Source organism: Jonquetella sp. BV3C21 (assembly GCF_000468895.1).
Classification (GTDB): domain Bacteria; phylum Synergistota; class Synergistia; order Synergistales; family Dethiosulfovibrionaceae; genus Jonquetella; species Jonquetella anthropi.
Genome location: NZ_AWWC01000008.1, coordinates 217914 through 230992, shown reverse-complemented (window position 1 = coordinate 230992; position 13079 = coordinate 217914). Strand labels below are relative to the sequence as shown.

The 13079-nt window shown below is 59.7% G+C and carries 6 protein-coding genes and 1 tRNA gene; all 7 read right to left on the bottom strand.

Translation table 11 applies throughout. The annotated features are described in order from the left end of the window. On the bottom strand, positions 1 to 590 hold a 590-nt coding region (locus HMPREF1249_RS02910; RefSeq protein WP_021775800.1), incomplete at its 3' end, for a GTP-binding protein. Positions 591 to 611: 21 nt separating this feature from the next. Beyond that, positions 612 to 2696 carry an elongation factor G gene (gene fusA / locus HMPREF1249_RS02905; protein WP_008523087.1) on the bottom strand — a complete coding sequence of 695 codons (2085 nt, stop codon included), beginning with the start codon at positions 2694 to 2696 and terminating at the stop codon, positions 612 to 614. A 24-nt stretch (positions 2697 to 2720) separates the two neighbouring features. Next, entirely contained in the window at positions 2721 to 3191 is a 471-nt protein-coding gene (rpsG, locus tag HMPREF1249_RS02900) for a 30S ribosomal protein S7 (protein WP_008521541.1), read from the bottom strand. 19 nt (positions 3192 to 3210) lie between these two features. Continuing rightward, complete coding sequence (gene rpsL / locus HMPREF1249_RS02895) at positions 3211 to 3585, bottom strand: 30S ribosomal protein S12 (protein ID WP_008523090.1); 375 nt, start codon at positions 3583 to 3585, stop codon at positions 3211 to 3213. A gap of 404 nt (positions 3586 to 3989) precedes the next feature. Then, positions 3990 to 9044, bottom strand: coding sequence for a DNA-directed RNA polymerase subunit beta' (gene rpoC, locus HMPREF1249_RS02890; protein WP_008523092.1), 5055 nt, complete (start codon positions 9042 to 9044; stop codon positions 3990 to 3992). Beyond that, entirely contained in the window at positions 9044 to 12739 is a 3696-nt protein-coding gene (gene rpoB / locus HMPREF1249_RS02885; RefSeq protein ID WP_008521547.1) for a DNA-directed RNA polymerase subunit beta, read from the bottom strand. The genes rpoC and rpoB overlap by 1 nt, the downstream gene beginning before the upstream one ends. 124 nt (positions 12740 to 12863) lie before the next feature. Further along, a tRNA-Leu gene (locus HMPREF1249_RS02880) sits at positions 12864 to 12950 on the bottom strand. Between the last annotated feature and the right edge of the window lie 129 nt (positions 12951 to 13079).

The window sequence follows — 13079 nt, the reverse complement described above, 5'->3', positions numbered from 1 at the left end:
AACTCCCAAATCGCTTTGCTCCACTTGTTGTCCCGGCTGCCGTCGCCCTCTTCGAGCGCCTTCAGCGCGGAGCCGCGGATGATCGGGACTTCGTCGCCGGGGAACTGGTACTTGTCCAGCAGTTCCCGGACTTCCATCTCGACCAGGTCCAGCAGTTCTTCGTCGTCCACCATGTCAACTTTGTTCATGAAGACGACCAGCGCCGGCACGTTGACCTGACGGGCCAGCAACACGTGCTCACGGGTCTGGGGCATAGGGCCATCAGCGGCCGAGACGACCAGAATCGCGCCGTCCATCTGCGCTGCGCCGGTGATCATGTTCTTGATGTAGTCGGCATGTCCCGGGCAGTCGATGTGAGCGTAGTGACGCTTGTCCGTGGTGTACTCAATGTGAGAGATGTTGATCGTGATGCCGCGCTCTTTCTCTTCCGGCGCCTTGTCGATCTGGTCAAAATGCATTTCCTCTGCGTAGCCAGCCTGCGACAGCACGTGCGAAATCGCCGCCGTCAGCGTCGTCTTGCCGTGGTCGATGTGCCCGATCGTACCAATGTTAAGGTGCGGCTTTGACCGCTCGTAATGTGCCTTTGCCATCTTGATTTCCTCCTTAATCTCTTAGGCCTGAGTGCCCTTGAGGATCGACTCGGCCACGCTGGCCGGTGTGGGTTCATAGTGATGGAACTGCATCGTGTAGGTAGCCCGGCCGGAAGTTCTGCTTCTCAGGTCGGTCGCGTACCCGAACATCTCTCCCAGAGGAACGTAGGCTTTAATTGCCCGGGCGTTTCCTCTCATTTCCATGCCCTCGACGCGTCCGCGCCGGGACGACAGGTCGCCCATAACGTCTCCGACGTATTCTTCCGGAGTGTCCACCTCAACCGCCATAATGGGCTCCATCAGAGCCGGGTGAGCCCGCCGCATCGCTTCTTTAAACGCCATCGAAGCGGCGATCTTGAAGGCCATTTCGGAGCTGTCCACGTCGTGGTAGCTTCCGTACACCAGTTCAACTTTGACGCCGATGACAGGGAAGCCACCTAAGATACCCGTACCCATAGCTTCCTCGATGCCCTTCTGAACAGCGGGGATGTACTCTCTGGGAATGACGCCGCCGACGATCTTGTCCTCGAAGACAAAACCTGACGCGCCGTCCGGCAGAGGCTCCATGTTGATGACAACATCGCCGTACTGGCCGCGTCCGCCGCTCTGACGGACGAATTTTCCCTGAACCTGCTCGACCCGATCGAAGATGGCCTCGCGGTAGGAGACTTGTGGCCGTCCGACTGCTACATCGACCTTGAACTCCCGGCGAAGCCGGTCAATGATGATGTCTAGGTGAAGCTCACCCATCCCGGAGATGATAGTCTGACCGGTCTCTTCGTTGTTGCGGACGACGAACGTCGGATCTTCCTCTGCGAGGGCGATGAGCCCCTTGGTGAGCTTATCCTTGTCGGCCGTCGTCGCCGGCTCAACGGAAAGAGAAATAACCGGCTGGGGGAACTCCAAGCTTTCCAGCACCACCGGGGCTTTTTCGTCGCACAATGTGTCGCCGGTGCGGGTTGCCTTGAGGCTGGGAAGCGCGATGATCATTCCGGCGCCGGCCTCGTCGAGGTCAATCCGCTTGTTGGAATGCATCTGAAGGATTCGGCCGATTCTCTCACGCTTCCGGCTCGCCGGGTTGTACAGCGTGTCGCCGGTTTTGACCTTGCCCGAGTAAACTCGGCAGTACGTGAGACGGCCGACAAACGGGTCAACGGCAATCTTGAAGGCGAGTCCGGCAAACGGAGCCGAGACGTCGGGATGGCGCTCGATGATCTTTTCAGGATCGTCCGGATCGGTTCCTTCGATGGCCGGAAGGTCAAGCGGGCTCGGCAGGTAATCGACAACCGCGTCCAAGACCGCCTGAATTCCCTTGTTCTTGAAGGCGCTGCCGCAGAGCACCGGGACGAACTCCAACTTGATGGTGTGCTCCCGGATGGCTCTCTTGATCTGCTCTACAGACGGCTCTTTTCCGTCTAAGTAGAGCTCCATGATCTCTTCGTCCACGTCGCCCAAGGACTCGATGAGGTGCTCCCGATAAGAAGCCGCGTCGGCTTTCATATCCTCTGGAATCGGCCCCTCTTCAGGCTTGGCGCCCGAGTCTTCCGTGTGGTAGCAGAACGCCTTCATGGTGACCAAGTCCACGATTCCCTTGAACGAGTCCTCAGCACCGATCGGAAGCTGCAGGGGCACAGCACGAGCGCCGAGCTTTTCGTGAAGCTGATCCACAACGCTCAGGAAGTTAGCGCCAACCCGGTCCATCTTGTTGACGAACGCCACGCGGGGCACCCGATACTTGTCAGCCTGACGCCACACCGTCTCGGACTGGGGCTCAACGCCGCCAACCGCACAGAAGACCGAAATGGCCCCGTCGAGGACGCGCATGGATCGCTCAACTTCGACGGTAAAATCCACGTGGCCGGGCGTATCAATCAAGTTGATCCAGCAATCCCGCCAGCGGCACGTCGTAGCGGCGGAGGTGATGGTGATGCCTCGCTCGCGCTCCTGCTCCATCCAGTCCATCGTCGCGGCACCTTCATGGACTTCACCGATCTTGTAGTTTACGCCGGTATAGAAGAGGATACGCTCAGACGTGGTGGTCTTTCCAGCGTCAATATGGGCCGCGATGCCTATATTGCGAATTTTAGAGAGGTCGTCACACAGCATAATGAAAAAACTCCGTAACCAAAACTACCAGCGGTAGTGAGCGAACGCCCGGTTGGCCTCGGCCATTCTGTGAGTTTCGTCGCGTTTCTTGACCGCGTTCCCCTCGTTGTTGTAGGCGTCGACGAACTCTCTGGCAAGCCGCTCCGCCATTGGCATTCCGCTCTTGCCGCGGGCGTAGGAGATGATCCAGCGGATGGCCAGAGCCTGAGCCCGCGCAGGAGCAACTTCGACGGGAACCTGATACGTGGCGCCGCCGACGCGCCGGCTGCGGACTTCTACGAGCGGGCGAACGTTCTCCATCGCCTTCTCAAAAAGTTCCATTGCCGGAACCTTCAGCTTCTCGGACGCCTGATCGAGAGCACCGTACATGATCCCTTCGGCAACGCTCTTCTTGCCGTCAAGCATCAACTTGTTGATGAACTTAGTAACGACCGGGCTGTTGTATGTGGCGTCGCCCAGATTTTCGCGTTTGCGCACATGACCTTTGCGCGGCATGCAGACTCCTCCTTAAAAGTTACTTCTTAGGACGGCGAGCGCCGTACTTGGAGCGGCTTCTCTTGCGATCGGCCACGCCGCCGCAGTCTAGCGTGCCGCGAATGATATGATACCGAACGCCCGGAAGGTCCTTGATCTTCCCGCCGCGCACCAGCACGACTGAGTGCTCCTGAAGGTTGTGACCGACGCCGGGAATATAGGACGTCACTTCAATGCCGTTCGTCAGACGAACACGGGCGACCTTACGAAGAGCCGAGTTCGGCTTTTTCGGAGTGACGGTGTAAACACGAGTACAAACCCCGCGGCGCGCGGGGCACTTGTGAAGCGCCGGGGAGGCTGACTTCACGATCTTTTCGCTGCGTCCTTTGCGGACCAGCTGGTTAATTGTTGGCACACTGGTTCCTCCTTCCAGAATGTGGCAGCTCTGCCCGTCTTCCGAACGGGCAACTTTCAGCTTCGCGCAGGCCAGAACGACTCCACGGGCGCCGCTTTCACACGCCAAGAAGGAGCCTTACTCTGCCAGAGCCGTGATCTCCGCCGTAAACCCAGGACAGGACCATGTTCCGTACGGCTGCTCACGCTTCCCGGTCCCGTTTCGGTTCGCTCCCGATCCCCGGGCAACAGGCATGAGTTCTCTCCAGCACGAAAGACACTCAGGTATGATATCAACTGCTTTCGTTGAAGTCAAGACCGCGCAGATCAGCTGCAAAGGACTTTCTGCTCTCCCCGCCCGGTCAGCCGGCACGCCGGCAGGACAGAGAGAGCAGAAAGACGAAAGATACGCTTATTTACTGATTTTTAAACGTCAGTCGTCTCGCCGCACGAATCCTCGGCAGCGCAGGCCGTCTCCTCAACGGCAACCGGCTCGTCTGAGCCCTTCCGACGCTCGACGCTGACGGACTGGAACCGTTCAATGCCCGTGCCGGCCGGGATCAGGTGCCCGATGATGACGTTTTCCTTGAGACCCATCAGGTGGTCAACCTGATTGCGAACTGCGGCGCCGGCGAGAATCTGGGCTGTCTGCTGGAACGACGCGGCGCTCAGGAAGCTGTCCGTCGCCAAAGCGGCCTTGGTGACGCCGTGGATGAACGGCCGCCACTGGGGCCCAAGACGGAGCCGCCGGACAAATGAGACCCTCGAGATCAGCTGAACCGTTTCGGTCTGGTCAAGAACTGGGCGAACTGTGAGGATCGTCGGATCCGCCGCGACAATTTTGGCCAGCTGCTTCTTTCCGATTTCCTGTCCGGCCTGAAGGGCTACTGTGCCGTCGCTGTTTTTAACGTCTTCGAGCAGGACCTTCCCAGAGACGACGGAGCTCAGCGCTTCTGTCAGCTCGGTCTCGCGGGAGGTGTTCGAGTCGTCGGCAAAGACGAGCCCTTGAATCTGCCCTTCGACAATTCCCTTGACGACGCTTCCGTCGACCATGTGAACGCTACCGCTCAGAGCCTGCCCGTCAGCCCCGATTGCCAGCTTGAGCTGCCGGCCCCAGATCCGGTTGATGAGCCGCTCCTGCAACAGATCACGAACGGATATCGTATCGACGGTCTTCCAGATCTTGACCGACGGAGCGGAGCTGCGCCGGATTTGCTCGATCAGGTCTTCGGTGAGAAGCTGGTCCGCTTTCGCAAGGACGCCCGATTCGGCGATGACCGCCTCAGCAACGTACCCTTCGTCCTGCTGCTTGCGCAGCTTTTCGACGGACCGGAACATGTGAGGAACGGGCGCGCCCTGGGTGATGACGGACAGCTGAGCGACTGTGAGCGGCTCGTCGGCCGGGACCACTTTGTCGCCTTTGGTCACAGCTTCGACCAGCTCCATGCCCCGCATTTCCTTGCGGAACGCCGCCTCGCCGACCACGACCCGAAGCGGGCCTTCCTCATCGGTGAAGTACAGCTCGGTGACCGCGCCGCCGGGCGCGAGAACTTTGCGCAGGACGTCTTCCGTCACAGGCTTGTCAAACGCGCCGTCCGGCAGCAGCCCCTTGAGCGCTCCACCGCGGTCGGAAAGCTTTTTGCCCTTCAGGCTCTCTACGGCTTCGGTCAAGTTCTTTTCGTTGCTGGCCTTGATCTCTTCAATTTCTTTTTCCACGTCAGAGGTCCAGGCAAACTCGCCGGCCACAAACGAGGTGTCCCCTTCGTCGGTGATCTTGACCCGGTTAATCGGGGCGACCTTGCGGAGGATGACCTCGATGTGCTTGTTGTTGATGGAAACGCCCTGAGATTCGTAGACTTCCTGAATGCTGTCCACCAGGTACTTCTGAACCGCCTCAAGGCCCATCACTTCAAGCAGCTGCTGCGGGTCGATGTACCCGTCGGTCAGTTCGGTCTGAGCGGTCACGGTCTGCCCTTCGGTAACGCGCAGCGCTTGAGCGCCGGGGACCGTGTAGGTTTCGCGCCGGACCACGTCGCTGCCCGGCGCAGTCCCTTCGATGATGACTTTCCGCTTGCCGCCCAACTCGCGAATTTCGAGGACGACGCCGTTCAGTCCGGCTAAAACAGCGACTTTCTTGGGCCGACGCGCTTCAAACAGCTGTTCGATTCTCGGAAGACCCTGGGTGATGTCCTCACCGGTGCGCACGCCGCCGGTGTGGAACGTCCGCATCGTCAGCTGGGTGCCAGGTTCTCCGATCGACTGGGCCGCCACGATGCCGACCGCTTCGCCGATGCCAACCGTGCGCCGGGCCGACAGGTCGACGCCGTAGCACTTGCGGCAGATGCCGTTGGGCGACTCGCAGGTCATGGGGCTGCGGACCCACAGATGGTCTCTGCCCATGTCATCGAGCCGTTTGGCCTGAGCGCGGGTGATCAGCTCGTTCTTCGTCACAACCCGGCCGTTTTCGTCGTCCACATCCTCCAATGAGGTGCGGCCGGTCACTCGGTCGCTCAGCGGGATAACGATCTTGCCGTCTTTGATCAGCGGTTCGATCTTGACGCCCTTGTTCGTGTGGCAGTCCTCTTCCAGAACGATGATGTCCTGCGCGACGTCCACCAGCCGCCGGGTCAGGTACCCGGACTTGGCGGTGCGCAGTGCCGTGTCGGCCAGCCCCTTCCGCGCGCCGTGAGTCGAAATGAAGTACTCCAACATGTTCATGCCTTCGCGGAAGTTCGTGGTGATCGGGTAGTCGATGATCCGACCGGTCGGGTCGGCCATGACTCCGCGGATGCCCGCCATCTGCGCCAGCTGAGCGCGGCTTCCTCGGGCTCCCGAGTCGATCATCATTCGGATTGGGTTGTTGCGGTCCATCTGCTCCAGAATGGCGTCGCCGATTTTCTTGGCCGCGCCGCTCCAAAGTTTCTCCTTCTGGTCCAGATACTCGTCCTCGGTCAGGATGCCCATGTCGTACTCTTCGCGAATTTCCGAGTCAACTTTCTGGGACTCGTCGACGACTTTGGCCTTTTCCTTCGGAATGACGATGGCCTGCATCTGGAAGCTGATGCCGCTGACGCCGGCCCAGTGATAACCGAGGTTCTTAATAGAGTCCAGCATGTTGACCAAGTCGTTGTGGCCCACCAAGTCAAAGGCGATATCAAGCAGCCGACTCAGGTCCTTTTTGCCCATCTGAATGTTGACAAACCGAAGGGCCTTAGGAAGAAGCTGGTTGAACAGGATTCGGCCGGGCGTCGTGATGAGCCATTTACGGCCGTCGTCAAGGAACTTGTCGCCGCCGCTCAGAAGCAAGTGCCATGACTCATCCCACCGCAAGTAAATGCGGCTGTTGACGTGGACGATCTCGTGGTCCAGCGCCGCCATGACGCTGTCCATGTCGCGGAAGTAATGATCCTGTCCGGGCTTGCCTTCGATCATGTTGGTGATGTGGTACAGCCCCAGCAGGATATCCTGCGTGGGAGACACGATCGGCTTTCCGCTGGCCGGCGACAGGAGGTTGTTGCTGGAAAGCATAAGCATCCGGGCTTCGGTCTGAGCTTCGATGGACAGAGGCACGTGAACGGCCATCTGGTCGCCGTCGAAGTCGGCGTTGAAGGCGGCGCAGGCCATGGGGTGAAGCCGAATGGCCTGTCCTTCCATCAGGATCGGCTCGAACGCCTGAATCCCCAGTCGGTGAAGCGTCGGGGCCCGGTTGAGCAGGACCGGGTGGTCCTTGATGATCTCTTCCAGAATGTCCCAAATGGCGTCGTTTTTCGCCCGCTCGATGAGCTTTTTGCCGTTCTTGACGTTGGTGGCAATGCCTCGCTCCACCAGCTTCTGGACGACAAAGGGTTTGAACAGCTCAAGGGCCATACGCTTGGGCAGCCCGCACTGGTGCAGTTTGAGGAACGGCCCGATGGCGATAACGGACCGGCCGGAGTAGTCAACCCGCTTGCCCAGAAGGTTCTGGCGGAACCGGCCTTTTTTGCCCCGAAGCAGGTCGGTCAGGCTCTTGAGCGGCCGGTTGCCCGCGCCAAGGACGACTTTCCCGTTCTTGCTCTGCCGGTTGTTGTCGATCAGTGAGTCAACAGCCTCCTGCAGCATGCGTTTTTCGTTGTGCTGCATAAGCTGGGGGGCTCTCGTGTCCTTGAGCCGCAACAGCCGGTTGTTCCGGTTGATGACCCGTCTGTACAGGTCGTTCAGGTCGCTCGTAGCGAACCGACCGCCGTCCAGCTGAACCATAGGACGAAGGTCCGGCGGAATGACCGGAAGCACGTCCAACACCATGGACTCAGGGCGGCAGCCGCCCCGACGGAATTCCTCCACCACCTGCAGGCGTTTGACGATCTTGCGGCGCTTCTGTCCCTTCGCTTCGGAGAGCTCTTCTCTCAGCTCCTGAGCCAAGTGGTCAGTGTCAATGCCCTTCAAGATCTCCCGAACGCCCTCGGCGCCGTAGTTGGCCTTGAACTTTTTGTCGTATCGGCTGCAGATTCTCTGCTCGCACCCGACAATCACTTCGCCCTCGGCAAACGGCGAATCGCCGGAGGAAATAACCAAATAACAGGCGTCCTCCACCACGACACTTTCCTTCTGGGATGTGAATCTTCCGGGGTACTTGCCGCAGAACAGGTCGTGTTCGGTAGCGCTCACCACGTCGTTCTTCTTGAACGGCAGGTGATTGACCGACATGACGACAAACTGCTCGTTGTTGCCGGCTTTCGCCCGCTCGACTTCCAGCTTCACGCCGGCGCCTCTCAGCTCGGCGAGTCGGCTTTCCGACAGGATCTCGCCAACGGCAAGCCCGCTGTCGCCGGCGTCAGACACGACCCAGGCCGGCTCAACCGTGAAGGAGTCTTCGCCATACTCGCCCGCAAGCCGAGTAATCTGCGGCGTGGAGATGATGTTTCCCTCTTCAAGGTCGATGTCGTCAACGGTCAGCAGGCGGTAAGCCACTTCGGCGCGGAACTTCCGGTCGTAGTGGCTGAGGCAGCGACGCTCGCTCTCGGAGATGACCCGCCCCTTGGGCGCCACTTCGGGATATTTCCCTTCGATGACGACCAAGTACGCCTCTTCACGCCGCCGATTGGCCGCGAAGTAAATGACCTTTTCCAGATCCTTAGTTGGGGTTCCCAGTAGCAGGCTGAGCCGGCTCGGAGTGCCCCTCAGGTACCACAGGTGAACGACCGGCGCGGCCAGCTCGATGTGACCCATCCGCTCGCGGCGAACTGACTTGTCCGTCACCTCGACGCCGCAGTGGTCGCAGACGACCCCCTGAAACTTGGGGCCGCTTTTCTTGTATTTGCCGCAGGCGCACTCGTAGCTCTTCGTGGGGCCGAAAATGCGCTCGCAGAACAGTCCGTCCCTTTCTGGTTTCAGGGTCCGATAGTTAATGGTCTCCGGCTTTTTCACCTCTCCATAGGAGAGCTTGCGAATCTCGTCTGCGTCTCCCAGCTTCACGCGGACGCCGACGATTTCCCGCTTCGCCATTATTCATCTTCCCCCTTTGCGTGAACGTCTTCAGTTTCTTCTTCTAAAACTTCTTCAGGTGCCTCGTCCTCTGGAGCCTCAGCGTCGAACCCTTCGGGCAGCTCTTCCGACGAGTCGTCAGGTTCGTCGGAATATTGGGAAACCGACGAGGCCGGTCTCGCGTGAATCATGTCCCGAGCCGTGATTGCGTCGATCTGAGCCAGCCGGTGGAAGTCGTGGTCCTCGTCGTCCACCAGCGGGCCAGACGTACCGTCCGAGTAGTCAATCTGAACGGTCAGCCCCAGCCCTTCCAGCTCTTTGACCAGGACTTTGAAGCTCTCCGGCACGCCGGGCTGAGTGAGGTTCTCGCCCTTGACGATTTTCTCGTACGTCTTGAGACGACCTTTAATGTCGTCCGACTTGACGGTGAGCATTTCCTGAAGGACGTGAGCAGCCCCGTAGCCCTGAAGGGCCCAGACTTCCATTTCTCCCAACCGCTGGCCGCCGAACTGGGCCTTGCCGCCCAACGGCTGCTGAGTGATCATGCTGTAGGGGCCGACGCTGCGGGCGTGCAGCTTGTCGTCCACCAAGTGGTGCAGCTTGAGCATGTACATGACACCCACGGTGCTGGGGTACTCCATCAGGTCGCCGGTTCGTCCATCGCGGAGCCGGATGGTGGCGCCGTCGCTCATCGTGGCGTAGTCCGGGTTCGTCGACGTGATCTTGTGAACCTGCTCGTAAATTTCGTGCTCTTCCGCGCCTTCAAAAACCGGCGTGGCCACGAACCAGTCGTTCTGCACGGCCACAAAGCCGAGAATGACTTCGAGCACCTGCCCTAAGTTCATTCGGCTGGGCACGCCCAGCGGGTTCAGGCACACGTCAACAGGCGTACCGTCAGGCAGATACGGCATGTCCTCCACCGGCAGAATCCGGGAGACGACGCCCTTGTTGCCGTGGCGCCCTGACATCTTGTCGCCCACGGTGATCTTGCGCAGCTGAGCGACGTAGACCTTGATCACCTCGTCGACGCCGGGCGACAGCGACTCGGGGTTGTTTTCCCTGTTTAGCCTCTTGATGCCGACGACTTTTCCGCGCGTCCCGTGCGGAAGCCGCAGCGACGTATCGCGGACTTCTCCGGCCTTCTCGCCGAAGATGGCCCGAAGCAGTTTTTCTTGGGGCGTGTTATCCGCCTCGCCTTTGGGCGAAACCTTGCCGACCAAGATATCTCCGGCTTCGACGTCGGCGCCGATTCTCACCACGCCGTCGTCGTCGATGTTCTTCAGGGCGTCGTCGCCCACGTTGGGAATATCCCGGGTGATCTCTTCCGGCCCCAGCTTGGTGTCCCGGCTTTCGATGCTGTACTCTTCGATATGGACGGACGAGAAGTAGTCTTCCTTCACGAGCCGTTCGGACAGCAGGATAGCGTCTTCGTAGTTGTAGCCTTCCCAAGGCACGAACGCCACAAGGACGTTACGGCCGAGCGCCAGCTCGCCCTGATCGACAGCCTGCCCGTCGGCCAGCACATCGCCGGCTTTAACCGCCTCGCCTTGGCTCACCAACGGCCGCTGGTGAATGATGGTGCCTTGGTTCGACCGGCGGAACTTGAGCATCTTATAGCTCTTGATCTGGCCAGAAGCCCCGCGGACTTCGATCCGATCGGCGTCCACGTAGCTGATCACCCCGTCAATCTCCGAAAGAATACACCGGCCCGAGTCCCGGGCAATGCGACCTTCGATGCCGCTGCCGACGCGGGGAGCTTCCGGCAGCAGAAGCGGCACGGCCTGACGCTGCATGTTGCTACCCATCAGGGCCCGGTTGGCGTCGTCGTGCTCCAAGAACGGGATAAGAGCCGTCGAAGCGGAAACGACCTGCTTGGACGACACGTCCAAGTAGTTGATCTGCTCGCGCGGCACTTCGACGATCTGGCCCTGATACCGGGCGTACACCGTCGACTCCAGCAATTTGCCGGTTTTCGGATCGTGCGGCGTGTTGGCCCGGCCGACGTAGCAATTGTCCTCTTCGTCGGCGGCCAGATAGACGACCTTATCGGCGCCCAGCTCAACGTAGCCGTTTTTCACCGGCCGGCGGGGCGTCATCAGGAAGCCGTATTCGTTGACCTTGGCATAGGTCCCCAAGGACGTCACCAGACCGATGTTCGGGCCTTCCGGCGTCTCAATGGGACAAATTCGGCCGTAGTGGGTGGCGTGCACGTCTCTGGCTTCAAATCCGGCTCTGTCTCGGGTCAGCCCGCCGGGGCCCAGCGCGGAAAGGCGCCGCCGGTGCGTCAGCCCGGCCAACGGGTTGTTCTGGTCCATGTACTGGGACAGCTGTCCTGAGCCGAAGAACTCTCGGATTTCCGACGTGACAGGACGAACGTTAATCAGGTCGCGGGCCGTAGCTTTGTACAGATCCGGAACGGTGGTCATCCGTTCCTTCACGTTCCGCTCCATGCGCAGCATGCCCTTGCGGAGTTCGCTCTGAAGCAACTCCCCGACCGACCGGACGCGCCGGTTGCCGAGGTGGTCAATGTCGTCGGTGTGAGCGTCGGTTATCTCCGGGAACCACGGGTCATCCCGCTGCTCTTCTTTGTCCCGCAGGGCCACGATTCCCTTGACGATGAGAATGAGGTCTTCCAGCGTGAGCAACCGGTTTGTCTCAGGAATTTTGAGCCCCAGACGACGGTTCACCTTGTAGCGGCCGACCCGCCCCAAGGTGTAGCGGTTCGGATCGGCAAACGTCTTGTTAAAGTAGTCTCTGGCGCTTTCGATTCGAGCCGGCTCGGACGGCCGCATGAGCCGAAAGATCTCCAGCATAGCTCCTTCGATGTTGTCCGCCTGTCCCTTCTCGCGTTCCGTCGCGATGGACGCGGCGATGACCGGGCAGACGTGCCACACTTTGAGCGCCGTGCGGCCTTGATCGAACAGACGCTGGATTTTTTCCTGCGTCAGAGTTTCGCCGGACGAGATCAGCTCATTGCCTTCCGAGTCGGTGACCGTCTCGGCGGAGAGGCGTCCGGACAGCCCGTCGCCGGTCAGGGAGACCATCTCTTCCGAGCCGCCGAAGGCCTTGATCAGCGTCTCGTTGTCGCCCAGACCAAACGCCTTGAGCAGCAGCGTCGCCGGCAGCTTCTTGCGGCTGTCCACGTTGACCATCAGCTTGTCACCGGTCATGACAAACTCCAGCCAAGCCCCCCGTTCCGGGATGATTTTGGCTGAATAGTTGTCGTTGCCCGACACGCTGGACTCGATCTTGTAGTAGCAGCCGGCACTGCGGGCGAGCTGGTTGACGACCACCCGTTCGGTGCCGTTGATAATAAAGGTTCCACGAGGCGTCATGACCGGGAAGTCGCCAAGGAATACCTGCTCCACAGCGATTTCCTGCGTCTTGCGGTTCACCAGACGGACGGTCAGACGAACCGGGCGGCTCCAGTTGCTGTCGCGCCGCTCCGCTTCCTCCTCGGTCATAGACGGCTCGTCGATGTCGTATTTGACGAATTCCAGTGCGAAGGTGCCGTCGTGGTTCTCAATAGGGAAGATCTCCGTCAGAAGCTCCTGAAGCCCTGTTTTTTCCCGCTGTTCCGGGTCAACGTCCTCCTGAAAAAACGACCGGTAGGAAACTCGCTGCACATCCACCATATCGGGGATTGGAATGAGATCATGCGCCCGGCCAAATGTCAGGCGCTGCCGGTTCTTTCCGACAGGGACGAACTCCGCCATGCGTACCACACCTTTCTTGTCGCTTAATTGCCCACACTGGAGACAGTAAAAAGGGCTGCATCCTGTCGTCTGACATGATGCAGCCCTCGCGTTCGGTGACGAATTCTTCCTGATACTGGAAGAATGGTGCCCAGGAGGAGACTTGAACTCCTACAGGCTAATGCCCACTAGAACCTGAATCTAGCGCGTCTACCAATTCCGCCACCCGGGCACTTCTTAACCGCGGGGTTCATTATAATCGTCCGAGAAAAATTTTGCAACTGGGAAAAAGATATTTCTCAGCGAAAAACTTTCGTCCTGCCTCATACCTTTTCCCCATCCCACGGACAATTCGGGGATA